General features: G+C 69.1%; 22 protein-coding genes. 11 read left to right on the top strand and 11 right to left on the bottom strand.

Annotated features, from left to right (window positions below; translation table 11 throughout):
• Positions 1–167: 167 nt before the first annotated feature.
• Positions 168–506 carry an RNA polymerase-binding protein RbpA gene (locus tag FCG67_RS10675; protein ID WP_027501343.1) on the top strand — a complete coding sequence of 113 codons (339 nt, stop codon included), beginning with the start codon at positions 168–170 and terminating at the stop codon, positions 504–506.
• Positions 507–616: 110 nt separating this feature from the next.
• On the opposite strand, the gene FCG67_RS10670 is transcribed toward FCG67_RS10675, so the two are convergent.
• Genes FCG67_RS10670 through FCG67_RS10655 form a run of 4 tightly spaced genes read right to left on the bottom strand, consistent with a single transcriptional unit; the run spans position 617 to position 5,228 of the window.
• On the bottom strand, positions 617–1,393 hold the full coding sequence (locus FCG67_RS10670; RefSeq protein WP_136909606.1) for a polyprenol monophosphomannose synthase: 777 nt from the start codon (positions 1,391–1,393) through the stop codon (positions 617–619).
• A 54-nt stretch (positions 1,394–1,447) separates the two neighbouring features.
• Positions 1,448–3,073, bottom strand: a complete 1,626-nt coding sequence (gene lnt, locus FCG67_RS10665) for an apolipoprotein N-acyltransferase (RefSeq protein WP_136909604.1) — start codon at positions 3,071–3,073, stop codon at positions 1,448–1,450.
• On the bottom strand, positions 3,063–4,643 hold the full coding sequence (locus tag FCG67_RS10660) for an amidohydrolase (RefSeq protein WP_246044992.1): 1,581 nt from the start codon (positions 4,641–4,643) through the stop codon (positions 3,063–3,065). The genes lnt and FCG67_RS10660 overlap by 11 nt, the downstream gene beginning before the upstream one ends.
• 6 nt (positions 4,644–4,649) lie before the next feature.
• Entirely contained in the window at positions 4,650–5,228 is a 579-nt protein-coding gene (locus FCG67_RS10655) for an FxsA family protein (protein ID WP_136909603.1), read from the bottom strand.
• Between the two features lie 171 nt (positions 5,229–5,399).
• Here FCG67_RS10655 and FCG67_RS10650 point away from each other — a divergent pair, with 171 nt between their 5' ends.
• Positions 5,400–6,083 (top strand): hypothetical protein, encoded by a 684-nt coding sequence (locus FCG67_RS10650; protein WP_246044991.1) that lies wholly within the window; start codon positions 5,400–5,402, stop codon positions 6,081–6,083.
• 12 nt (positions 6,084–6,095) lie between these two features.
• Here the strand turns inward: FCG67_RS10650 and FCG67_RS10645 are convergent, their stop codons facing one another.
• Together FCG67_RS10645 and FCG67_RS10640 are read right to left on the bottom strand one after the other, a co-directional pair.
• Entirely contained in the window at positions 6,096–6,755 is a 660-nt protein-coding gene (locus FCG67_RS10645) for a response regulator (protein ID WP_136909601.1), read from the bottom strand.
• Between the two features lie 17 nt (positions 6,756–6,772).
• The gene (locus FCG67_RS10640) at positions 6,773–8,287 is read right to left on the bottom strand and encodes an HNH endonuclease signature motif containing protein (RefSeq protein ID WP_246044990.1); all 1,515 of its coding nucleotides are present in this window, start codon (positions 8,285–8,287) and stop codon (positions 6,773–6,775) included.
• Positions 8,288–8,392: 105 nt separating this feature from the next.
• On the opposite strand from FCG67_RS10640, the gene FCG67_RS10635 reads away from it, so the two are divergent.
• Entirely contained in the window at positions 8,393–9,100 is a 708-nt protein-coding gene (locus FCG67_RS10635) for a cutinase family protein (protein ID WP_136909599.1), read from the top strand.
• Positions 9,101–9,188: 88 nt separating this feature from the next.
• Here the strand turns inward: FCG67_RS10635 and FCG67_RS10630 are convergent, their stop codons facing one another.
• From FCG67_RS10630 to FCG67_RS10620, 3 genes are all read right to left on the bottom strand, one after another.
• A complete protein-coding gene (locus FCG67_RS10630) occupies positions 9,189–10,058 on the bottom strand; it encodes an SGNH/GDSL hydrolase family protein (protein WP_246044989.1) in 870 nt (289 codons plus the stop codon).
• Positions 10,059–10,286: 228 nt separating this feature from the next.
• Positions 10,287–11,123 carry an SGNH/GDSL hydrolase family protein gene (locus FCG67_RS10625; protein WP_246044988.1) on the bottom strand — a complete coding sequence of 279 codons (837 nt, stop codon included), beginning with the start codon at positions 11,121–11,123 and terminating at the stop codon, positions 10,287–10,289.
• Between the two features lie 181 nt (positions 11,124–11,304).
• A complete protein-coding gene (locus FCG67_RS10620) occupies positions 11,305–12,462 on the bottom strand; it encodes a sensor histidine kinase (protein ID WP_136909594.1) in 1,158 nt (385 codons plus the stop codon).
• A gap of 54 nt (positions 12,463–12,516) precedes the next feature.
• Between FCG67_RS10620 and FCG67_RS10615 the strand changes: the two genes are divergently transcribed.
• From FCG67_RS10615 to FCG67_RS25175, 8 genes are all read left to right on the top strand, one after another.
• A complete protein-coding gene (locus FCG67_RS10615) occupies positions 12,517–13,287 on the top strand; it encodes a TSUP family transporter (protein WP_136909592.1) in 771 nt (256 codons plus the stop codon).
• 14 nt (positions 13,288–13,301) lie between these two features.
• A complete protein-coding gene (locus FCG67_RS10610; protein ID WP_136909591.1) occupies positions 13,302–14,831 on the top strand; it encodes a TldD/PmbA family protein in 1,530 nt (509 codons plus the stop codon).
• Complete coding sequence (locus tag FCG67_RS10605) at positions 14,831–16,195, top strand: metallopeptidase TldD-related protein (RefSeq protein ID WP_136909927.1); 1,365 nt, start codon at positions 14,831–14,833, stop codon at positions 16,193–16,195. The genes FCG67_RS10610 and FCG67_RS10605 overlap by 1 nt, the downstream gene beginning before the upstream one ends.
• A complete protein-coding gene (locus FCG67_RS10600; RefSeq protein ID WP_136909589.1) occupies positions 16,195–16,569 on the top strand; it encodes a YchJ family protein in 375 nt (124 codons plus the stop codon). The genes FCG67_RS10605 and FCG67_RS10600 overlap by 1 nt, the downstream gene beginning before the upstream one ends.
• Positions 16,570–16,748: 179 nt before the next feature.
• Positions 16,749–17,552 carry a hypothetical protein gene (locus FCG67_RS24940; RefSeq protein ID WP_169310490.1) on the top strand — a complete coding sequence of 268 codons (804 nt, stop codon included), beginning with the start codon at positions 16,749–16,751 and terminating at the stop codon, positions 17,550–17,552.
• A 198-nt stretch (positions 17,553–17,750) separates the two neighbouring features.
• Positions 17,751–19,184 (top strand): lipase maturation factor family protein, encoded by a 1,434-nt coding sequence (locus tag FCG67_RS10595; protein ID WP_136909587.1) that lies wholly within the window; start codon positions 17,751–17,753, stop codon positions 19,182–19,184.
• A gap of 5 nt (positions 19,185–19,189) precedes the next feature.
• Positions 19,190–19,606: an RNA-binding S4 domain-containing protein gene (locus FCG67_RS10590; protein WP_246045010.1), complete on the top strand. Its 417-nt coding sequence runs from the start codon at positions 19,190–19,192 to the stop codon at positions 19,604–19,606.
• 121 nt (positions 19,607–19,727) lie between these two features.
• Positions 19,728–20,597 (top strand): hypothetical protein, encoded by an 870-nt coding sequence (locus FCG67_RS25175; protein WP_211243164.1) that lies wholly within the window; start codon positions 19,728–19,730, stop codon positions 20,595–20,597.
• Positions 20,598–20,701: 104 nt separating this feature from the next.
• Here FCG67_RS25175 and FCG67_RS10580 read toward each other — a convergent pair whose 3' ends face one another.
• Together FCG67_RS10580 and cobN are read right to left on the bottom strand one after the other, a co-directional pair.
• On the bottom strand, positions 20,702–21,082 hold the full coding sequence (locus tag FCG67_RS10580; RefSeq protein ID WP_136909585.1) for a PPOX class F420-dependent oxidoreductase: 381 nt from the start codon (positions 21,080–21,082) through the stop codon (positions 20,702–20,704).
• Between the two features lie 30 nt (positions 21,083–21,112).
• Positions 21,113–24,718: a cobaltochelatase subunit CobN gene (gene cobN, locus FCG67_RS10575; protein ID WP_136909583.1), complete on the bottom strand. Its 3,606-nt coding sequence runs from the start codon at positions 24,716–24,718 to the stop codon at positions 21,113–21,115.
• Positions 24,719–24,770 lie beyond the last annotated feature (52 nt).

Here is a 24,770-nt window from a genome sequence, read left to right as displayed (position 1 = left end):
TGTGCTGTTCGACATTCACAAACCGGTAAGATGGTGCGGTTGCGTCTGTGCGACGCCAGGGAACCATTCCAGCGTCCGTGGCGTTGAAGATGTGTGATTGCCTGCTGATCGGTGACCTACTGCCGATCCAGTGCGCTCGCGTGCCGACCTAGGGAGAGGACACCACCATGGCAGATCGCGTACTTCGAGGAAGTCGACTCGGAGCGGTGAGCTATGAGACCGATCGCGACCACGACCTGGCGCCCCGCCGCATGGCCCGGTACCGCTGCGACAACGGCGAAGAGTTCGATGTCCCCTTCTCCGACGATGCCGAGATCCCCGGCACCTGGCTGTGCAAGAACGGTCTGGAGGGCAGCCTCCTCGAGGGCACCGCGCCGGAGGCCAAGAAGGTCAAGCCCCCGCGTACCCACTGGGACATGCTGCTCGAGCGCCGTTCCGTCGAGGAGCTCGAGGAGCTGCTCAAGGAGCGCCTGGACCTGCTGAAGACCAAGCGACGCGGAGCGTAGCGGAGCCGGCGCCTGAGGCGCCGCGACGCGGAGCGTAGCTCCACCTGAACGAATCAACGCCGCCCCCGGGGATCTCCCCGGGGGCGGCGTTGTCGTATCCGAAGCCGTGCCTACCTACCGAACAGCGCCTTCGCCTTGATCCACCGGTTGCGCATGCCCCAGACGGTGACCTTGAGCAACGCCTCCTGCACGATGTTGCCGTCCATCTTGGATTCGCCGAACTCGCGCTCGGTGAACGTGATCGGCACCTCCACCATGGTGAAGCCGTGCTGGATCGCGCGCCACGCCAGGTCGACCTGGAAGCAGTAGCCGTGCGACTCGATCGAGTCGAGGTCCAGCGCCACGAGCACCTCGCGCCGGTAGGCGCGGAAGCCGCCGGTGATGTCCTTGATCTTCACGCCCAGCGCCAGCCGGGAGTAGATGTTGCCGCCACGGGAGAGGAACTCGCGTCGCTTGGGCCAGTTCACCACGGAACCGCCCGGCACGTACCGCGAGCCTGCCACCACGTCGGCGCCCGCGTCGATCTTGTCGAGCAGCCGGTGCAGCTGCTCGGGGGCGTGGCTGCCGTCCGCGTCCATCTCGACGATGACGCGGTAGTCACGCTCGAGGCCCCACTTGAAACCGGCGATGTAGGCCGCGCCGAGGCCGTTCTTCTCGGTCCGGTGCATGACGTGGATCCGGCCCGCGGTGTCCTGCTCCGCCAGCTTGTCGGCCAGGTCGCCGGTTCCGTCCGGGCTGCCGTCGTCGGCCACGAGCACATGCGTGTTCGGGAGAGCGGCGTGCAGGCGGCCGATGATCAGTCCGATGTTCTCCCGCTCGTTGTACGTCGGAATGATCACCAAGGTGTGCGCGCTCGGTGTGTCCCCGCCTGGCGTACCCGCTGCCATCTTGATCCTCCCTGCCAGCCGAGGCTGGTTTCCTTCGTGATGCGTCCGCCGCCGTCAGTTGATCGGTGCGGCCGACCGACGCCGCCGCACGAGTGCGACGGCGAGGGCCAAGGTGGCGCCGACACAGAGAACGATCTCCGGAATCGGGCCGAGTCGAGTAGCCAGCGTAGTGGAGGCCCGAAGTGGAACCTCCGCGACAAGCGTCGCAGGCACGAAAAGTGACGAAGATTCCTGTACGGACCCGTCGGGGGCGACGATCGCACTGACCCCCGACGTGGCCGCCACCACAACGACCCGACCGTGTTCGACCGCCCGCACCCGCGACATCGCGAGCTGCTGGTATGTCATCTCGGTATCCCCGAAGGTCGCGTTGTTGGTGGGTACCGCGATCAACTGGGCGCCGGCCCGGACCGACTGGCTGAGCGCCCGGTCGAAGGCCACCTCGTAGCAGGTCGCAACGCCGACCGGGATCCCGGCGGCCGTCACGACCCCGTTGCCGTTGCCGGGGACGAAGTTGCCCGCCTGGTCGGCATACGAGGAGAAGTGGCGGAAGAAGTCGCGGTAGGGCAGGTACTCGCCGAACGGCTGGATGATCTTCTTGTCGTGGCGGTCCTGTGGCCCGTTGTCGCCGTCCCAGACGATCACCGAGTTCGTGGTGGTCCGGTCGCCGTTCACCAGGACGGCGCCGACGAGGATCGGAGCGTCGACGGCACGCGAGGCCGCCTCGATCGCGGCGGCCGCGTCGGCGTTGCGGAACGGATCGATGTCCGAGGCGTTCTCCGGCCAGATCACCAGGTCGGGTTGCGGCTGCGTGCCTGCCCGCACGTCCTCGGCCAGCGCGAGGGTCTCCCGGACGTGATTGTCGAGGACGGCGCGGCGCTGGGCGTTGAACTCGAGCCCGAGTCGGGGCACGCTGCCCTGGATCGCGGCCACGACGATCCTCCGATCCCCCGCCGCGCCGTCCACCGACTCCATGCCGGGAACGGCGGGCCACAGGGCGGCGGCGAGGACCGGCATGGCGAGGGCGAAGGCCCCGGCGGTGAGCAGGTCCCGGGTCTGGCGCCGGCGGGCGATCGCCACCGCGAGCGCGGCGATCCCGGTGCCGGTCAGTGCGACCGCGAACCCGAGAAGCGGGGCGCCACCGATCGCGGCGAGCGACAGCAGCCAGCCGTCGGACTGTCCGAATGCCAGCCGTCCCCACGGGAAGCCCCCGAACGGGACGCTCGAGCGCAGCCATTCCGTCAGCGTCCACGCGCACGCGATCCACAGCGGCGCCAGCGGCAGCCTGGCGAGGATGACGGCGAGGACGCCGAACAGCCCGAAGAACACGGCCTCCGCGGCGGCGAGGGCGAGCCAGGGCGCCGGACCCACGTACTCCCCCACCCAGGGCAGCAGGGGCAGCAGGAAGCCGAGTCCGGCGAGGAATCCGTACCCGAATGCGCCTCGCAGGCGCAGTGGCGGCCGATCTTGGGCCGTCCCGGCGCGATCCCCCGCGCCGAAACGCGTCAGCACCAGGACGAGCAGCGCCACGGCAAACGGGGCGAGGAACCACAGCGGTCGTGGTGGGAAGCTCGCGAACAGCAACGCACCGGATCCGAACGCCAGGACGCAGTCGCGGATGGTCGACGGTCGGGGCTTGCGAGAGCGGGTCTGGGTCGAGGCGGTCACCTCAACGCTCATAGATGGTCTCCCCGCGGTGAACGGTTCGCAGGCACACCGGGTTCGGGGACTCGGGATCGAGGTGCGGCAGCGCGGGCACGCGGGACCGCGGATCGGTCGACCAGCGCTGGACGGAATCCTTGGCCGCGGTGACCACCAGCTCACCGGCCTCCCAGACGGCGTACGAGGCAGGCGCACCCGGGACCAGCGTGCCCGCGAGCCCGTCGCGGACGCCACCGGCCCGCCAGGCTCCCCTGGTGGCGGCGGAGAAGGCCGCGCGCGGCGAGACCCCGCTGCCCTCGGTGCGGTGGTTGACCGCGGCCCTGAGCATCGCCCACGGGTCGACAGGGGTGACCGGTGCGTCCGATCCGAAGGCCAGCGACACCCCAGCCGCCGCCATCGCGGCGAACGGGTTGAGCGTGGCCGCGCGATCCCGCCCGAGGGCCTGGGCATAGAGACCGTGGTCGCCGCCCCAGAGTGCGTCGAAGACCGGCTGGACGCTGGCGACCACACCGAGTCCGCCGAGGGTCGCCGCCTGCGCGGCCGTGATCATCTCGACGTGCTCGAGACGGTGACCACACGCCGCGACCGCCGGCCCACCGAGCTCGCCTGCCACACGCTCGAACGCCTCGACCACGGCGGCGACGGAGGCATCGCCGATGACGTGGAAGCCGGCCTGGATGCGCGCCTCGGTGCAGGCCCGCAGGTGCGCCGCGATCGTGTCGACGTCGAGGTAGGCATTGCCGGTCTGGGGGCGGTCGGCGTACGGCTCGTGCAGCCAGGCCGTGCGGGATCCGATCGCGCCGTCGACGAAGAGATCACCGCCGAGGCCGGCCGCCCCCGTCTCGGCGAGGAGTGCCTTCGCCTCCGCCGCGGTCTGGACGGGCTGTCCCCAGTAGGCGCGCACCTCGACCCCGTGCGGGTGTGCGAGCAGTTCGCGCAGATCCTCGCGACCGGAGATGTCGGGGCCTGCACATTCGTGGACCGCGACGATCCCGTTGGCGGCGGCGCTGTCGAGCGCCGCGGTCCTGGCCCGCGCGCGCTGTGCCGCGGTGAGCAGCTCCCTGGCGGCCGCGCGGACCCTGTGGTGATCGTCGGCGGTGACCGGGGCCTCGGCCTCGTCGACGCCGCCCGCCCGCCGTAGCAGCGACGAGGCGGCGGCGGAATGGACATCGATCCGGGCCAGGTAGACCATCCGGCCCGGCGCGGCGGCGTCGAGCTCGGTGGTCGTCGGGGCGCCGGTGTCCTCGGTCCAGGTGGTCTCGTCCCAGCCGTGACCCCAGATCACCGCGTCGTCCTGTTCCTCCGCGTAGCGGCGAACCAGGTCGAGGCACTCGCGCCGTGATCGGGCGCCGGTCAGGTCGAGGCCGGTCAACATCAGTCCGAGGGCCGTCACGTGGACGTGGGTGTCCACGAAGGCCGGTGTCACGAAGGCCCCGTCGAGCTCGATGATCTCGGCGTCGGGATGGAGCGCGCGTCCGGGACGGTCCTCGCCGACCCACACCACGGTGCCATCGGTCACGGCCATCGATGTCGCATCAGGTGCGGCGGGGCTGTAGATGCGACCGCCGACCAACAATTGGGTACCCACGGGGGTTCAGTCTGCCCGCCGTGGACCCGCCGCCGTGTCACCGGGATCCGGAAGGATGATCTCCCCCTCGATCGCGAGCGGTTCGGCCGTGCCCGCGGGCGAGCCGGCGGTCTCGGTCCCGAATGTGACGTCCTCGACGATGGTGTCCTCGACGATGACGCCGTCCACCACCGTGCTGCGACGGGTCCGCGAGTACACCTCGGCGCCGACCCCGCCCGCCGCGGTCGCCATGCCGAGTCGACGACCCCCGAGGATCAACACGAGCGGCCGGAGCACCCGCCGGGTCGGGGGGATCAGCAGGAGCAACCCGAGCGCGGTGGTGACGAGGCCCGGGACCACCAGGAGAACGGTGCCCGCGGCGACCACCGCCCCGTCGGCGACGGCGCCGCCTGCGGAACCGGTGCCGCTGCCGGCACGACGGAATCCCTCGATCACCTTGCGGCCCTGTGAGCGGACCAAGACGAGGCCGATCGCCCAGCCGAGCAGGAACAGCGCAATCGTCCACAGCACACCGATGGTGCTGCCCACCCAGATCACCGCAGCCACCTCGATGACGACGTAGAGCACGAACAACGCCGGGATCATCGGCCTGCCTTTCCTCGGTCCCCTGTCGGGTCCTCTGCCCGAACAACGTGCGGAGGCCCCGAAATTCTCCCGGGTTTCCGCTGTAAACCAGAACCCTCCAGCCGACCTGGACGCAAACGTCTAGTTGAGGTCAACCCAAACCCTCTAGTTGACATTTAGACATTGGGCGTGATGCAGTTCACATCGGTCGGGTTCATGATCGCCCTGTTCGAGCACCAGTCGAGGAGCAACATGCGTCTCCCCCTGATCCTTCGCACGATGTCCGTCGCTGTGGTCTCCGCCGCGGCCCTTGCCCTCGTTGTCACCGGGCAGGCGGACGCGTCCCCCGCGGCCGCGGAGCCGCCCGGCTCGGCACCCGCCACTCTCCTGGCACAGTCGGGCATGCAGTCACCCGAGGCGCTTGCGGTGCTCCAGAACATTCTGGGCGCGGCGGCGCTCGGTCCCCTCGGCCTCCCCGAGTTCGGCGTGACCGCGCCGCAGGACTTCATGTATCCCGCACCGACTCTCGGCTGCGGGGTCGGCGAGACCCCGGTGACCGTCACGGTCGCTTCCGCGCAGGCAGGTCCCAACTTCCCCCTGCCGCCCTTCATCGAGCGAGGGCAGTTGCGGTTCCAGGCGTTGCCCGCCCACGTCGACTTCCCGAAGCAGTCCGGTCTCAATGTGGTCTGGTTCAATGCCGACACCTTCAAGGGCGGCATCGAGCCGCTCGACGACGTGCTGCTCGGGGTGCCGACGATGTCGAAGACCGTGGCAACCGGCGCCGGGACCGTGTTCGCCGCGCTCTATGGCGACGTCACCTACCAGTCGGGCAAGACCTGCGTCGCGCTTCCGACCGTGGGCAGCTTCACCGCCTAGCCCCGTGTCGACCTACGAGCCGGGCGTCACCAGCCCGGTCTCGTAGGCCAACACGACCGCCTGCACGCGGTCGCGGAGGCCGAGCTTGGTCAGGATCTTGCCCACGTGGGTCTTGATGGTCGCCTCGGAGAGATAGAGCTGCTGCGCGATCTCCGCGTTCGACAGTCCGGTCGCCAGATGACGGAGCACCTCGAGCTCGCGTTCGGTCAGGTCGTCGAGGACCTCGGGCGTCCGGGTCGGGGCCGGGTCGTCGCCGATGAACCGCGACAGCAGTCGCCGGGTCACCTTGGGTGAGACCACCGCGTCGCCGGCCGCCACGCTCCTGATCGCCGAGACCAGGTCCTCGGGCGGGGTGTCCTTGAGCAGGAATCCGCTCGCCCCCGCCCGCAGCGCGCCGAGGGCGTGCTCGTCGAGGTCGAAGGTCGTCATCACCAATACCTTGCTGGAGCAGCCGGATTCGACGATCTGCGTGGTGGCCGCCACGCCGTCGACGATCGGCATCCGCACGTCCATGAGAACCACGTCGGGTTTGAGGTCCCGCGTGGCGTTGACTGCGGCGGCCCCGTCCCCCGCCTCCCCCAGCACCACGATGTCCTCGTGCGCCTCGAGCACCATCTTGAGGCCCATGCGCATCAACTCTTGATCGTCGACGAGGAGCACGGTGATGGCCATGGCGCCACCCTATCCCCCTACGGGATCTCGTCCGCTCCGTCGCTTCCCGTCGGCCGCTGCGGTTGCTCACGCCTTGACATCGTGTCGGCATATTTGTGGGCGTTGGCTTTTCGTCGGGCGCGCTCGAGGATCACTTTCGGGTGGTGGCGGTGGTTGACGCGGGGTTTTCGGTCGGGGTCGATGTGCGGTGGCGGGATCCATTCGGTGTGTCCGGCGTATTCGGTGCCTTCGGGTGCGGTGCGGGTGTGCCAGCCGCCGGGGCCGTCGTGGATGAGGGCGTGGCAGCCGTCGCAGCCGAGGGTGAGTGCGTCGATGTCGGTGGCGCCGCCCTTGGACCAGTCGTGGATGTGGTGGACGGCGGTCATGGTGGCGGGGGCGTCGCAGCCGGGCCGGGTGCAGCCACCGTCGGCGGCGATCAATGCGAGTCGTTGGTCGGCGGTGGCGAGGCGTTTCGAACGTCCGAGGTGCAGTGGTCTGCCGTTGTGGTCGAAGAGCACCAGCACTGGGTGTGACCGTTGGGCCATCGTCAGTGCGTCTCGAATCGGGAGGGTCCCGCCGGACGCGGTGGTGGCGACGCCGGTGGCGTGCTCGAGTCGATCGAGGGTCATGGTGATGATCGCGGTTACCGGCAGGCCGCGATGGGAGCCGAGGATGCCGGATGCGAGGAGTGCGCGCAGTGCTTCCTTGAATGCGTCGTGGTTGCGTTGCGGGGCGGTGCGGGTGTCGCGGCCCGCGGCGGCGGCGAGCTGGTCGCGGTCGACACCAGGGTGTTCGGCGGCGCCGGTGGGTGATTCGGGGTCGTCGGGATTGTTCATCCCGGGCCGCGCCCACTTCGCCAAGATCGGGTCGAGCAATGCGCGGGTCTCGGGGTCGAGGTGACCGGAGATCGGGGTCATGAGGTTCTGGACTTGGCGGCCGAGGCGGATCCCCCGCAGTCGCTTGCGGTCTCTCTCGTCGGTGAGGTTGCCGTCCGGGTTCAGGTGCGCGAGCAGAGTGTGTCCGGCCTTCTCGACGTCCTCCGGTGTTGCCGAGCGCGCCAGCTCGGCGAGGATCTGCTCCGCGGCGGTGACGTCGGAACTGCTGACTGCGTGGGGGATCTTGCGGATGGCCTCGCGTATCGCGCGGGCGTGATCGGCGCCGATGTCGCCGTCGCGTTGCGCGGCAGCGGTTTCGGGCAGGTCCGCGGGAATTGACTGACCGGACAGCGCATGCCAGGTGCCGAGGGCTTTGGCTGCGGTGACCCGCACGGAGGCGTCGGCCGCGGAGATCCGCAGCACCCCGATGAGCAGCTTGTTGAGGGATTTGTGGCCGAGCTTGCCGGGTAGGGAACGTTCGACGGTCTCGACGATCAGGTTGTGACCAACCACCGACGCCCGGCGCAGCGTTTTCTCCAACCGGCGCATGGTGTCGGTCAGCTCGTCGTCGGAGAGCCCGGTCAGGTCGCTGTCGCACAGTCCCTCGACGGCGTCGGCGATCGCGGACAGGTGACCCTGCATCTGCCCCGTCGCCCCGATCCTATCGATCGAACTCATGTTCGAATTCTACCGCCGGGGTCCGACAGGTTCGCAGTACGAACCGCTCGCCGACTGCCTTGAGGAAGCATGTCGTCGAGGCGTCCCCGAATGTAATGTTGGCCCATGGGGGCTCGCACGCTCGCTCGATTCCTCTGCGCCGGGATGGTGATTCCTGCAGCGCTGCTCTGCGTTACCTTCGAGCCCCCGCCAGCGTCAGCCCAGCCCTGCGCCGATGTCGAGGTGGTGTTCGCCCGGGGTACCGGCCAAGAGGATGGTGTGGGCACGACGGGGCTCTCATTCATCGAATCGCTGCGCTTGTTCGCGGGCGCGCGATCGATCGGGGTGTACGCCGTCAATTACCGCGCCAGCAGCAATTTCGACGACCGACAAGCGTTCTTCCGCACCTTCGTCGAAGGGATGTGGGACATGCATTCTCGGATTCAGTACATGGCGGCAAGCTGCCCCAATACGAGGATCGTGGTCGGGGGCTATTCACAGGGCGCGGCCGTTGCCGGGTTTGTCACTGCGGCCGGAGATCCCGCCGGATCATCTGCTGAGCCAGCCTTACCCGGGCCGTTGTCGCCGGATGTGGCCGGCCACGTCGCAGCCGTCGCCCTTTTCGGAAAGCCCTCGGATCGATTCATGCGCGACGCGGGCAATCCCCCGATCGTTATCGGGCCACTGTTCGGTCCCAAGGCAATCGATCTGTGCGCTCCCGGCGACAACATCTGCGATGGTTCCCCACTCGGTCGCCCCAACGTCTTGCACGCGTTGTATCCCGTGAACGGGACGACCATCGAGGCTGCACAGTTCGCCGCCAGTCGCCTCTAGCCGGTCTGCGCGCTCCAGCGTATCGCCGCCGCCGCAGGTTATGGGCGACGGCGGCGAATCGGCCTTCATTGCCTTGTGCGTGGCGTGCCTAACCTTTGCCGATCGCCTTCAGGATCTCTGTCGCGAGCGCTCGCTCTCCTTCTGCGTTCGGGTGAGCAGGAGCCGGCTGTGCCGTGTTCAGCAACGGCTCGACCCACCGCTGCTCGACCGACTGGCAGCCGTCGCGCCCCTCCGACACCTGTGCCATGTCCACAAAGGTCGTATCCGTCGCCTCGGCCGCCCGCCGGACCGCGTCGTTGACCTTGGCCTCGAGGTCGCGAATGTACTCGACGTCGCCCGGGGCGATGGGCCACTGCGGCTGGCAGCTGCCGCTGGCGGGCACGAGCCACGGGTAGCCGGCGATGATGACCTGGGCCCGCGGGGACTTGTCATGGATATCGCCGAGCGCCTTCACCAGCGCGGGATACGTTCTCGCCTCGATCGGCTCGGTGAGGCTCGCCCCGTACTGCGCCCGGCAGGGATCCGGCGCGCCGGGATGGGCGACTGTCGCGGCGACGCAGGACGCGATCGCGCCCATGAAGGTGTTGTTGTCGTTGCCGCCGATCATCAACGTCACCAACTCGGTCGCCGGTGTCAGCGCCTCCAACTGGGGGCGGGTGCCGGGGTAATGCGGGACGTAGAAGTTCTCCGTCTTGGCGCCGCCACAGCTGACGTCGGTGAGCCGGTAGCCGCGCTGCTGCGCGATGAGGTGGGAGAAGTTCTGCTCGGACTGCATGCACGGCAAGGCCTGAGTGGTGGCGACCGGGAACACGCCTGCGCCCGCGCTGAAGCTGTCACCGAGGTTCACGTACTCGAGCGGCTGCGATGGGGCCGCGGCCGCGGGCGATGCAAAACTTACAGCTGCGGCCAGCGTGCTCGCCACCAGAAGCCAACGTCTGGCCGCCATTGTCACGGACATTTCGTTCCCCTTAGTCGATTGATGAGGGCCACCCCCCACCCTTTCCGCGGAAGTGATCCGGATCTCTTCAAAGCCATTGAGTAACGTAGTCGCATGTAATGGTTTGTGCCACCGACGGTGGGCAGTCGTGTCGTGACAGTTCCGGTCAACGAACTCGGCGATCGCGGTCTGGTGGTCATGCACCGGACCGCGATCGCCGAGACCGCGTATGGAATGTCGTGATGGCGGCTATGCCACGTCGATCGCTTTCATGATCTCGGTCGCGAGCGCCCGCTCGCCGTCGGCGTTCGGGTGCACCGGGACCGGCTGGGTCGCATTCAGCATCGGCTCGATCCAGCGCTGCCCGACGGGCTGGCAGCCGTCGCGCCCCTCCGACACCTGTGACATGTCCACGAAGGTGGTGTCCGTCTCCTGGGCCGCGCGCCGGACCGCGTCATTGAGCGAGGCCTGGAGGTCACGCAGGTACTGGACGTCGCCCGGGGCGAGGGGCAGCTGCGGGAAGCAGCTGCCGCCGGCGGGCACCAGCCACGGGTAGCCGGCGATGATGACCTGGGCGCGCGGGGACTTCTCGTGGATGTCGCCGAGCGCCTTCACCAGCGCGGGATACGTCTGGGCCTCGATGGGGGCGGCGAGGCTCGCGCCGTACTGCGCCCGGCACGGCGCCTGCGCACCCGGATTGGAGACCATGGCGCCGATGCAGGATGCCATCGCCCCCGCGAAGGTGCTGTTGTTGTTGCCACCGATCATCAGGGTGACCAGCTCGGTCGTCGGTGTCAGCGCATCGAACTGGGCGCGGGTCCCGTTGTACTGCGGAGCGTAGAAGTCTTGCGTCTTCGCGCCGCCGCAGCTGACGTCGGTGAGCCGGTAGCCGTGCTGCTGGGCGATGAGGTGGGAGAAGTTCTGCTCGGACTGCCAGCACTGCGAGACCTGGGTCGGGGCCATCGGGGCCACCCCGGATCCGGCGCTGAAGCTGTCGCCGAGGTTCACGTACTCGAGCGGCTGGGATGGGGCTGCGGCCGCGGGCGACGCGAAACCCACGGCGGCGGCGAGCGCGCTCGCAGCCAATAGCCAACGTCTAGCCCCGGTTGTCACGGACAATTCGGATCCCCTTAGTCGTCTGATGGGGCCACCCCCACTCTTGGCGACGGAAGTGATCCAGGTCTCTCAGTACCGCTGAGTAACGTAGACGTTTGTTCAGGTGCCTGGCAACCCCCGGTCGCCGCGCGTTCCACGCCGCCTGAAACGCCTAATCCTCCGGGTGCAGAGGCAATTCCGCCCGAACCCGCCAACTCCCGTCCGGCTCCCGGCCGGTCTCGAGGTTGCCCTGGAGGACGGCCACCCTTTCCCGCATCCCCACCAGCCCGTTCCCCGAGCCCTGGGTGAACTGACTCGACCCCCGGCCGTTGTCCGTGATCTCCACCAGCACGTCCTCGTCGCGCCTGCGCACCCGGACCCGTGCCCGCGGTGAGCTGCCCGCGTGCCGCAGCACGTTCGTCAGCGACTCCTGCACGACGCGGTGGATGCCGAGGCTGAGCGCTGGCCTGATGTCGTCGAGCTCCCCCGTCATCTCGAGCTCGACGCGCAGGCCCGCGTCGCGCATCATGTCGACGACCTTTGCCACTCCCGCCGTCCCGTGCTGTGGCATCTCGGCGGGGGTCTGTTCGGTGCGTAGCAGCGCGACCGTGCGACGCAGCTCGGCGAGCGCCTGCCTGCCGGTGCTCGCGATATTGCCCAGTGCTCGCTCGGCGGCGTCGGGGTTGCGCCGCATGGCATATGAGGCGCCGTCCGCCTGCACCACCATGACGCTCACCGCGTGTGCGACCACGTCGTGCAACTCGCGTGCGATGCGGGTTCGCTCCCCCGCGACCGCCTCCTCGGCCCGTCGGTCCCGGTCGTACTCGGCGACCGCCAGTCGCGCCGCCACCTCCTCGTCGTACAGCCGTCGTGCACCGAGGAACTCCGCCGTGATCCAGGACAGCGCATAGAACAGCGAGACGAAAGCCGCGGTGGTCCAGAAGTCCTGGTGCAGGAGCCAGATCGCCAGCGCCGAGTCGACGGCGAGCCCGACGAGATAGAGCGCCGCCGGCCTCCTGCCGACGTAGGCGACGAGCGTGTAGAGCATCACGGCCAGACCGATCTGGCCCACATGCGCGACCGCCTCGTCGCCGATCCAGCTGCTGATCACGGTGGTCAGGATCGAGAGACCGAGGAGGGCTGCCGCGGCAAGCACGGGATGGCGACGGCGAAAGGCGATCGGTGTGCACAGCGCCAGGCCGAGCAGCACGAACAGCCACGGGGCCTGGCTGTTCGGTGCCGACAGGCCTTCGAGCACGAACAGGATCGTCGCGAGCATCGAGTCGGCGACGAACGGCTTGCCCCGCAGCCACAGGCTGAACCTCCGCATGATCACAGCCTAGGAGTTGCGGGCCTCGGCCGGTCTTGTGATTGGGTCTGACCCATGGCGTGGTTCGACTGGGGTGTGTTGATGGTGGCGGCCACCGCGGCCGGCTGGGTCGATGCGGTGGTCGGCGGGGGTGGCCTGATCCTGCTCCCGGCGATCCTGATCACCATGCCTCAGCTGAGCCCGCAGATGGCGTTGGCGACGAACAAGCTGACCTCCGTCAACGGCACCGCCGCCGCGGTGTTCACCTTCAGCAGGAAGGTCGCCATGCAGTGGCGGCTGATGATCCCGGCCGCCGTGCTGGCCGCGGTGTTCGCCGGGCTCGGGGCGGCCGCCGTGTCGCTGATCGACAAGGCGCTGTTCATCCCGATCGTCATGGTGTTGCTGGTCGCGATCGCGGTGTTCGTCACGATGCGACCGACACTGGGCACGACGCTCGCCCATCACCAGCCAAGTCCGGTGCGGGTGTGGACGACGGTGCTGGTCGCGGGCGGCGTGATCGGGTTCTACGACGGGCTCCTCGGCCCCGGCACCGGCACGTTCCTGATCGTCACCTTCGCGGTGATGCTGGGAACGGAGTTCGTGCGCAGCGCCGCGATGGCGAAGGTGATCAACCTCGGCTCCAACCTCGGCGCCCTCATCTTCTTCGCGGCCACCGGGAACGTGTGGTGGACCCTGGGACTCGCCATGGCGGCGTGCAACGTGCTCGGCGCGGTACTCGGCGCCAGGATGGCACTTGCCAAGGGCGCGGGCTTCATTCGGATCGTGCTGTTGGTGGTGGTCGTGGTGATGGTCATCCGGCTGGGCTGGCAGCAGTTCGCCCAGTAGGTAGCGTGTGACCCGTGACCGCCACCCGCGACGTCGACCCCGACTTCCTCGCCCTGCCGCTGCGCGCCCTCGCGGACGCCGCGTTGTCCGCCGCCCGGACCGCGGGCGCCACCCACGCCGATCTGCGGGTGCACCGGCTGCTGACCCAGTCGATACGACTGCGGGACGGTGCCGTGCAGTCCGCGGTCGACGGCGCGGAACTCGGTGTGGCGGTGCGAGTGGTGGTCGACGGGACCTGGGGATTCGCCTCGCACGCGGAGCTGACCCCCGACGCCGCGGCCCGCACCGCGGCGCAGGCGGTCGAGGTGGCCAGGGCGCTGCGGGCGCTGAACCGGGAACGGGTCGAGTTGGCCCCGGAGCCCGTATATCCGGATGCGGTCTGGGTTTCCGGCTACGAGGTCGACCCGTTCGAGGTCCCGACGGCCGAGAAGATCGAGCTGCTCGGCGACTACTCGGCGCGGCTGTCCTCCGCCGACGGCGTGGACCACGTCACGGCGAGCGTGATGCAGGTCAAGGAACAGACCTTCTACGCAGACCTGGCCGGGTCGACCATCACCCAGCAGCGGGTCCGTCTGCATCCGCAGTTGGAGGCGACCGCCGTCGATCAGTCGGCGGGCAGCTTCGAGACCATGCGGACCCTCGCGCCCCCGGTCGGGCGTGGGTGGGAGTATCTGGGCGCCGGAGTCGGGCCGGGTTCCTGGGACTGGACAACGGAACTCGCACGGATCCCGGAATGGCTTGCCGAGAAGGCCAAGGCGCCGTCGGTGACGGCGGGCCCGACGGACCTGGTCATCGACCCGACCAACCTGTGGCTGACCATTCACGAATCCATCGGCCACGCAACCGAGTACGACCGCGCCATCGGCTACGAGGCGGCCTACGCGGGTACCTCGTTCGCGACCCCGGACCAGCTCGGCACGCTGCGATACGGGACCGAGATCATGCACGTGACCGCCGATCGCACCGAGGAGCACGGGCTCGCCAGCATCGGGTACGACGACGACGGCGTCGGTTCGCAGCGCTGGGATCTGGTGCGCGGCGGCACCCTCGTCGGCTATCAGCTCGACCGGGTTTTCGCCCCGCGCCTGGGCCTGGACCGGTCCAACGGATGCTCCTATGCGGACTCGCCCCACCACGTCCCGATCCAGCGGATGGCGAATGTGTCACTGCAGCCGGACCCCGAGCGCGACACCTCGACCGCGGATCTCATCAGCCGGGTCGAGGACGGTATCTACGTGGTCGGTGACAAGAGCTGGTCGATCGACATGCAGCGGTACAACTTCCAGTTCACCGGTCAGCGGTTTTTCCGGATCCGGAACGGCGTTCTCGACGGGCAGCTCCGGGATGTGGCGTACCAGGCCACCACGACCGACTTCTGGGGTTCGATGGAGGCCGTCGGCGGCACATCCACCTGGCAGCTGGGCGGCGCCTTCAACTGCGGGAAGGCCCAGCCGGGTCAGGTGGCGGCGGTCAGCCATGGTTGTCCCTCCGCGCTGTTCCGCGGTGTGAACGTGCTCAACACGCAGGTGGAGGGTGGTCGATGATGATCGAGGCGCAGGACGTGATCGAGCGGGCCCTCGCGCTACGCACGGTGGACGAATCGATGGTGTTGGTCACCGATGCCAGTGAGGCGTCGCTGCGCTGGGCCGGCAATTCAATGACCACGAACGGCGTGTCGACCTCGCGAAACTGGACCGTCATCTCGATCGTCCGCGATGCCGACGGTGCGCACGTGGGGACGGTGAGCTCCAGCACCGTCGACCCGCAGCAGATCCCGGACGTCGTGCGGGCGAGCGAGGAGGCGGCGCGGACCGCCCCGCCCGCCGAGGACGCGATGGACCTCATGCCGGATGCCTGCGGTCCCGCCCCGGACTGGTCCGCGGCCGCGGCGTCGACCGGTATCGACGTGTTCGGCCGACTGGCGGGTGATCTCGCCGACGGGTTCGACGGCGCCGACCGGCTGTACGGGTTTGCGCACCATCAACTCCACACCACCTGGCTGGGCACCTCCAGCGGGGTGCGCAGGCGTTTCACCCAGCCGACCGGCTCGGTGGAGATCAACGGCAAGCGCGGTGACGCCAGCGCGTGGGTGGGCGCGGGCACTGCCGACTTCGCGGACGTATCGGTGCCGAGCCTGCTGGCCCAGCTGACCACCAGGCTGGACTGGGCCAAGCGCACGGTCGACCTGCCCGCGGGTCGCTACGAGACCTTGCTGCCGCCCTCCGCGGTGGCCGACCTGATGATCTACCTGATGTGGACGATGGAGGGCCGCGGCGCGGAGGAGGGTCACACCGCGCTGTCGAAGGCGGGTGGTACCCGGGTCGGCGAGCGGCTCGGCGACTTCCCGCTCACCCTGCGCTCGGACCCCCGCGCACCAGGGCTCGAATACGCGCCCTTCGTGGCGACGACGACATCGAGCGACTCCCTCTCCCTCTTCGACAACGGCATGGATGTCGATCGGGTCGACTGGGTCCGTGACGGTACCGTCAACGCGCTCGCCTACCCCCGCCACGCGGCGCAGGAGTTCGGGGCCGCGGTGGCCGTGCCCGGCGACAACCTGCTCCTCACCGGCGGCGGTGCGGCGACCATCGACGAGATGGTCGCCCGGACCGAGCGCGGGCTGCTGCTGACCACGCTCTGGTATATCCGCGAGGTGGACCCGGCCACGCTGTTGCTCACCGGCCTCACCAGGGACGGGGTATATCTGGTCGAGGACGGGGCGGTCACCGGCGCCGTCAACAACTTCCGTTTCAACGAGAGTCCGCTCGACCTGCTGCGGCGGGTCTCGGAGGTCGGGGCCACCGAGAGCACCCTCCCGCGCGAGTGGAAGGACTGGTTCACCCGAACCGCGATGCCGCCGCTGCGGATCCCCGACTTCCACATGTCGTCCGTGAGCCAGGCTCAGTGATGACCCGCTGCCCCTGCCTGAGCGGTGAGACCTACGAGCGATGCTGCGGGCGGTTCCATTCCGGTGCCGCGGAGGCGCCGACCGCGGAGCAGCTGATGCGGTCCAGGTACAGCGCATTCGCCGTCGGCGACGCCGACTATCTTCGACGGACCTGGCACCCGAGTACCCGGCCGGCGCGGCTGACCCTCGACCCCGATCAGCGCTGGACCCGGCTCGACATTCTCGGCCACACGGGCGGCGGGCTCCTGGATACCGAGGGCACGGTGGAGTTCGAGGCACATTACGTGCACTCCGGGCAGCGGGACTCGCTCCGCGAGCACAGTCGGTTCGTGCGCGAGGACGGGCGCTGGCTGTACCTGGACCCCCTCGAGTGAAGTGATCTGCTGAAATCCAGTCGATACCCTCCTGTGACCCAGGATTGCGTGGCATGCTTCCATCCGCCGGTGGCATCCGTCTCCGGATCGAGGCAACACTGTGAGGTTGGTTGATGGGAATACGTGCGAGGCAGTCGATGCGGATTGAGCGCACCGGTTCGGCGCGGGCACGGCGTGCAATGGGAATCACTGCCGCGCTCGGACTGACCGTGGCTGCGGCTGCCGCTGGTGCGGGGACCGCTTCCGCTGAGAACGCTGCCGCGGGATGTGCGCAGTCGGGCCCCTTCGTGACCTGTGGCTACACCGTCACACCGGACGAGCAGTCCCTGGTCGTCCCCGCAGGTGTCACCAAGATGCGCGTCACCGCGATCGGCGGTGCTGGCGGGAGCTCTCAGTACACCGGAGCCGGCGGTCTCGGCGGTAAGGTCGCCGCCGACGTACCGGTGACCCCCGGGCAGACGCTGTACATCAGGATCGGAGTCGACGGAGGCGACGGCACCAACAAGGGTGGCGGCTTCTCCAGCGTGTCGACCAAGTCCATCAAGACCGACCCGGTCGGTGCCATGAACTCCCGTATTCTCGTCGCTCCGGGCGGCGGAGCGGCCAGCTCTGCCGGAGCGGGCGGCAACGCGGGTGAATCGGCCGCCGGCGTCAAGGGCGGCAAGGTGGGTACCGACGCTGCCGGCGGCGCGGGTGGGGTCGACTCGAACCCCGGTCAGCCGGGTGTTCTCGGCATCGGCGGCGCCGCGTTCGGTACCGGTGGTGGTGGCGGCGGCGGCTACTACGGTGGTGGCGGCGGCGCTGCGGGCGGCAGTGGCGGCGGTGGGTCGTTCCTGGTGCCTGCCGGTGGTGAAAAGGGACTCGCGAAGGCGGGCACCGCGCCTGTTGTCGGCTTCACCTTCACCCTCGGCGCCGGCCTGATTCCCGGACTCGGCGACGGCTGTGGCTCGTTCTGCGACTCCTTCGGTAGCAGCGGATCCTGATCCGCTGCGTCGGGACTGACGAGTGAACACCGGTCGAGGACGAGCCGCGCCGAATGTGCGGCTCGTCCTCGACCGGCGTGTGCTCCTCAACCCCTCGCTTCGGTGACCCTGACCGTCGTATCGAGGAGTAACGTCCGATTCGGTAGGCAGATTCGGCATGCAAAGTGGTGAAGGTCCCGTCGTCGTGAGGTGACGGACATGGATTGGTTCGTTGCGGAGGGCTATTCACTCGGGCGGTTGCTCTTCAAGGAGGGGCTTGCCGCCATCTACCTCGTTGCCTTCTTGTCCGCGGTGAACCAGTTCCGGCCACTGCTGGGGAGCGACGGGCTGCTGCCGATTTCCCTGTTCCTGCGGAATGCCTCCTTCCGCCGTCATCCGAGCCTGTTCCATTTGCACTATTCGGACCGGTACTTCGCCGCGCTTGCCTGGACCGGCGTCGCGCTCTCCGCTGTCACGCTGGTCGGGCTGACCGACCGACTGCCACTTCCGGCATGCATGCTGGTGTGGCTCACGCTGTGGGTGCTCTACCTGTCCATCGTCAACGTGGGGCAGACCTGGTACGCCTTCGGATGGGAATCGCTGCTACTAGAGACCGGCTTCCTGGCGGTCTTTGCCGGAAACGCCGATACCGCCTCGCCGTGGGCGATCCTGCTGCTGCTCCGCTGGCTCTTGTTCCGGCTCGAGTTCGGAGCAGGCCTGATCAAGATGCGCGGCGACAGTTGTTGGCGCGATCTGACCTGTCTGTACTACCACCATGAGACGCAGCCGATGCCAGGACCGCTGAGCTGGCACTTCCACCGGCTCCCCCGGGTCCTGCACCGGGTGGAGGTCGCGGGAAACCACATCACCCAGCTGATCGTGCCGTTCGGTTTGTTCGCTCCACAGCCGATTGCCGGCATCGCGGCTGGGATCATGATCGTCACCCAGCTCTGGTTGGTCGCCAGCGGCAATTTCTCCTGGCTGAACTGGATGGCGATCGTGCTGGCCGTCTCCGTGCTCCCGGACCGGTTCTTTGCGGGTGTACTCGCGATTCCGGCCGAATCCGGTTCGACACCACCGGCATACGTGGGGACGGTGTTCGCGGTGACCGCGCTCGTCCTCGTGCTGAGCTACTGGCCGGTGCGGAACCTGATCTCTCACCGGCAGCTGATGAACGCCTCGTTCAACCCCTGGCATCTGGTCAACACCTACGGTGCATTCGGACACGTGACGCGGCTGCGACATGAGGTCATCGTCGAGGGGACTGTCGATGAGCACCTCACGCCCGACACGATCTGGGAGGAGTACGAGTTCAAAGGCAAACCTGGTGATGTCCGCAGGCGGCCAGGCCAGTTCGCGCCATATCACCTACGGCTCGACTGGCTCATGTGGTTCGCTGCGATCTCTCCGAGCTACGCGCGGGCGTGGTTCGCCGCGTTCATCGCGAAGCTGCTCGAGAACGATCCCGCGACGCTGAAACTGCTTCGCCGCAATCCGTTCCCCGCTGCGCCGCCGGTTTTCATCCGCGCAACCCTGTACAGATACCGCTTCACGACCCGCGCAGAGCGCCGAGCGACCGGCGCCTGGTGGGAGCGGGCGGAGGTCGGTGAATTCTTGCCGCCAGTGCGGCTGGCCTGGCTCAGTCGCCGTTGACCACCGTGCCAGAGCGGCGAAGTATCCTGGATATCGTGTCCGCCGAAGAAACCACGAGTGTCCGGTTGGATAGCTGGACCTGGTCGGTTCGCCTGTTCAAGACCCGGTCGGCCGCGGCGGCCGCGTGCCGGTCCGGCCATGTTCGCGTCAACGGGATCTCGGCCAAACCCGCTCAGCCGATTCGTGCCGATGACGAGATCCGGATTCGTGCGGGCGGTGTCGAGCGGATCGTGGTGGTGGCGCGGGCGATCAAGAAGCGCGTCGGTGCCGCGGAGGCAGCGCTGTGCCTGATCGACCGCACGCCGCCTCCGCCGCCGCGCGAGGTCCTGCTAGCGGTGCCCGAGCGTGATCGGGGAACCGGCCGACCGACCAAACGTGAACGGCGCGAACTGAATCGGCTCCGCGGGTTCAACGAAGACTAGCTAGGGAAACGTAGCGTGATTCGCTTACTCATTCCCCTCATGCGGTCGTTCTCGACGTGCCATGCTTCCCCATCCGGAGGCATCCGCCTCCGGATCGGAACGATTCAGCGAGGTACGTTTGATGATCGATCGGGGTAGGCGACACGGTGCGGTGCGGGCTCGTCGGGCGATGGGGCTCACCGCTGTCGTCGGATTGACGGCGGCATCCGCGGCGGCCGTCGTGTTCGGTGCGGGCACGGCATCGGCAGTGACCGTCGGGTGCTCGACCACGCCGGCACTCACCACGTGCACATACGACGCGGGACTCGCGGACGAGTACGTCCTGTCGATTCCGGGTGATGTGTGGTCTGTGAATGTGTCGGCGATCGGGGGCAGAGGAGCAGGCGCGCAGGGTGGTCGCGGTGGCCTGGTCGTCACCGATCTCACGGTGACTCCCGGTCAGACCCTCTACATTCGCTCCGGTGTCGACGGAGGGGCCGGCCTCAACCGGGGTGGCGGTTTCTCCTCTGTGGCAACGAAGTCCGTGCACAACGGACGGGAAGTCGCGCTGGCGTCTCGTCTCGTCGTGGCGCCCGGTGGCGGTGCAGGCGGTGTCGCAGGAGCGGGTGGCGACGCGGCGGTCTCCGCTCCCGGTGCGGCGGGCGGCCAGGCCGGGACCCAGTCGGCCGGTGGTGCGGCGGGTTTCGGGGGTAGCGCGGGTGGCTTCGGTCAAGGCGGATTCGGGGGCGCGCTCGGCGACGGCGGCGGCGGCGGCCTCTACGGCGGCGGCGGCGGAACGACCGGCGGCGGCGGCGGATCGTTCCTCGTCCCAGTCGGGGGCAGTCAGGGGTTGGCCAATCCGGGAGCACTGCCGACCGTGATCATCACGTACCAGTCGCGCGAGATCCCCGGTGTCGGAAGCTCCGACGGCAACGGCAGTAACTCGGGCAGTGCGGGCAGCTCCAACGGCAGCTCCGGCAGTGTAGGCGGCTCCGGAAGCCTCGGTTCGTAGCCGCTCCGGCAACTGGCCTGAACGGACCGTCCCGACGGGTGGGGCTCGACGGTCCGTTCACGAGCCCCAGCCGCCCTCCCGGCGCACCGGCCGGGTACAGGCCGTCAGGGTGTGGTGACGGCCAGGCCGATCGTGCCGGTCTTGCCGCGGCGCAGCAGGCTGCCCTTGACCGTGATCCAGCCGAGGATCCCGTACTTGCGGGTGATGACCTCGCGGGCGTGCTCCGTCCCGGCGTCGTCGAGCACCACCGCGGTCGCCTCGACCGCGTCACCCTTTTGATTGCCGCGCACATCGCAGGCCGCGACCGTCACCTGCGGGTTCCGACGGATCCGCTTGACCTTCCATGAGTCGGTGACCGTCCACAGCAGCAGGCGGTCGCCGTCGAGCGCAGCCCACAGCGGGGTCGGGACCGCTGAGCCGTCCTTGCGGAAGGTGGTCAGCAGGACGTACTTGGTGGCACCGATCTCGCTCAGCGTGGGGCTCATGCGCATCAGCCTAGGGGGCAACCGGCCCGATTACTCCCCCTCGAGCTCACCTTCGGTCTCCAGGTAGACCTGTCGCAGCCCGTCCAGCGTCTGCTGCTCCGGCTGCTCCCACATGTCGCGCTCGGCGGCCTCGAGCAGCCGCTCCGCGATCCCGTGCAGGGCCCAGGGATTGGACTCGGTCATGAACTTGCGATTCTGCTCGTCCAGCACGTAGGTCTCGGCAAGCTTCTCGTACATCCAGTCCGCGACGACGTTGGTCGTGGCGTCGTACCCGAACAGGTAGTCGACGGTCGCGGCCATCTCGAAGGCGCCCTTGTAGCCGTGCCTGCGCATCGCCTCGAGCCAGCGTGGGTTGACCACCCGCGCGCGGAACACCCGGGCGGTCTCCTCCGACAACGTGCGGGTGCGGACCGCCTCGGGGCGGGTGCTGTCGCCGATGTAGGCCTCCGGCGACTTCCCGGTCAGCGCGCGGACGGTGGCGACCATTCCGCCGTGGTACTGGAAGTAGTCGTCGGAGTCGGCGATGTCGTGCTCGCGGGTGTCGGTGTTCTTGGCTGCCACCGCGATTCGCCGGTAGGCGGTGCGCATGTCGTCGGAGGCGGGCGCGCCGTCGAGGCCTCGGCCGTAGGCGTAGCCGCCCCAGGTCGTGTACACCTCGGCGAGGTCGGCGTCGTTGCGCCAGCTCTTCGAGTCGATCAGCTGCAGCAGTCCCGCGCCGTAGGTGCCCGGCTTGGACCCGAAGATGCGGGTGGTCGCCCGGCGGTCGTCACCGTGCTCGGCCAGGTCCGCCTGCGCATGGGCGCGGATGTAGTTGCTCTCGGCGGGCTCGTCCACGGCCGCGACCATCCGGACCGCGTCGTCGAGCAGCGCCAGCACGTGCGGGAAGGCATCCCGGAAGAAGCCGCTGATCCGGACGGTCACATCCACGCGGGGCCTGCCCAGCTCCTCCAGCGAGATGACCTCCAGGCTGGTGACACGGCGCGACGCCTCGTCCCACACCGGCCGGACACCCAGCAGGGCAAAGACTTCCGCGATGTCGTCGCCGGAGGTGCGCATCGCGGAGGTGCCCCACACGGACAGCCCGACGGAGCGCGGGTACTCGCCGTGATCGGCCAGGTAGCGAGCAAGCAGCGACTCGGCCATCGCCTGACCGGTCTCCCAGGCCAGCCGCGACGGCACCGCCTTCGGATCCACCGAGTAGAAGTTGCGGCCGGTGGGCAGCACATTGACCAGACCGCGCAGCGGCGACCCGCTGGGCCCGGCTGCGATGAACCGGCCGTCGAGGGCGCGCAGCACCTGGGCGATCTCGCCTGCGGTCTGCCGCAGCCGAGGCACCACCTCCGCCGCCGCGAACTCCAGTACGGCCACCACCTGTTCGCCGTGGTCGGCGCCGATCCGTGCCGCGGCGGCCGGGGCCCAGTCCGCGGCCTGCAGGTCCGCGACAAGCCGGTGCGCGATCTCCTCGATCGCATCGACCCGGGTACGGACCTCGTCGCCGTCCTCGCTGAGCCCCAACGCCTCGCGCAGGCCGGGGACGGTGCGTTCGCCGCCCCACATCTGCCGGGCCCGCAGGATCGCGAGCACCAGCTCGACCTCAGCGTCGCCCTCGGGTGCCTTGCCGAGGATGTGCAGCCCGTCGCGGATCTGCACGTCCTTGATCTCGCACAGCCAGCCGTCGACGTGCAGCAGCATGTCGTCGAAGACGTCCTCGTCCGGGCGCTCCGCGAGGCCCAGGTCGTGGTCCATCTTTGCCGCACGCATCAGCGTCCAGATCTGCTGGCGGATCGCGGGCAGCTTCGCCGGGTCGAGCGCCGAGATGTTGGAGTGCTCGTCGAGCAGCTGCTCGAGGCGCGAGATGTCGCCGTAGCTCTCGGCGCGGGCCATCGGTGGGATCAGGTGGTCGACCAGGGTCGCGTGGGCGCGGCGCTTGGCCTGGGTGCCCTCGCCCGGATCGTTCACCAGGAACGGGTAGATCAGCGGCAGCTCACCGAGCGCGGCGTCGGTGCCGCAGGACGCGGACATGCCGAGCGTCTTGCCGGGCAGCCATTCCAGGTTCCCGTGCTTGCCCAGGTGCACCACCGCGTCCGCGCCGAAGCCGCCCTCGTCCTGACGGGCGGCCAGCCAACGGTAGGCGGCGAGGTAGTGGTGGCTCGGCGGCAGATCCGGATCGTGATAGATGGCAACGGGATTCTCGCCGAAGCCGCGGGGCGGCTGCACCATCAGGACCACGTTGCCGACCGGCATCGCGGCGATGACGATCTCGCCGTCGGGGTCGGACGACCGGTCCACGTACAGCTCGCCCGGCGCGGCGCCCCAGTGCTTCTCGACGCCCTCGCGCAGGTCCAGCGGCAGCGTGGCGAACCACTGCCGGTACCGCGCAGCGGAGATGCGGATCGGGTTGCCCTCGAGCTGCTCCGCCGTCAGCCAGTCCGGGTCCTGCCCGCCCGCCGCGATGAGCGCATGGATCAGGGCGTCGCCGTCGCCTGCCGCCAGACCGGGCAGCGCGTCGTCGCCGTCGAGCGGCCCGAGGTCGTATCCGGCAGCGCGCATCTCGGTGAGCAGCGCGATCGCGCTGGCCGGGGTGTCCAGGCCGACGGCGTTGCCGATACGGGCGTGCTTGGTCGGATAGGCGGAGAGCATCAGCGCGATCCGCTTCTCCGCGAGGGGGATGTGCCGCAGCCGGGCGTGCCGCACCGCGATGCCGGCGACCCGGGCAGCCCGCTCGGGGTCGGGCACATACGCGGTGAGGCCGTCGGCGTCGATCTCCTTGAATGAGAACGGAACCGTGATCAGCCGGCCGTCGAACTCGGGCACCGCGACCTGCGTCGCCACGTCCATCGGCGAGAGGCCGTCGTCATTGGACTCCCAGGCCTCGCGGCTGCTGGTCAGGCACAGGCCCTGCAGGATGGGCACGTCGAGCGCGGCCAGTTCGGTGACATCCCAGGCCTCGTCGTCCTCGCCAGCCGATGCGCCCGCGGGCTTGGTGCCGCCCGCCGCGAGGACGGTCACGACCATCGCGTCGACCGTGCCGAGCGTCGTCAACAGCTCCGGCTCGGCCGTGCGTAGCGAGGCGCAGAAGATGGGCAGCGCGTTGGCGCCCGCGGCCTCGATCGCGCGGCACAGCGCCTCGACGTACTCGGTGTTGCCTGCCAGGTGCTGGGCGCGGTAGTAGAGCACCGCGATGGTGGGGCCGTCGATCTCCGTGACCGCGCCGCGCTCCAGGTGACCCCAGGTGGGGGTGTGGGCAGGCGGCTCGAACCCGTACCCGGTGAGCAGCACGGTGTCGGTGAGGAAGTGGTGCAACTGGAGCAGGTTCTGCTGGCCGCCCTCGGCCAGGTACGAATGCGCCTCGGCGGACACGCCGCCCGGCACCGTCGAGTGCTCCATCAGCTCGGCATCCGGGGCGAGCTCGCCGCCGAGCACCACCGTCGGCAGGCCCGCGGCGAGGACGGCGTCGAGCCCGTCCTCCCAGGCGCGGCGGCCACCGAGGATGCGCACCACCACCAGCTCTACCCCCTCGAGCAGGCCGGGCAGGTCGTCCACCAGGAGCCGGGACGGGTTCGCCCAGCGGTACTCCGCGCCGCTGGCACGGGCGCTGAGCAGGTCGGTGTCGGACGTCGACAGCAGCAGGATCACGGTGAGGCCTCCTCGGGGTTTCGCGCCCCATCGGTTCGGAACGGCAGCGGCG

The organism is Rhodococcus oryzae (assembly GCF_005049235.1).
Classification (GTDB): domain Bacteria; phylum Actinomycetota; class Actinomycetes; order Mycobacteriales; family Mycobacteriaceae; genus Rhodococcus_G; species Rhodococcus_G oryzae.
Note: the sequence above shows the minus strand (reverse complement) of the source record. Positions and strands in the feature narration are given on the sequence as shown.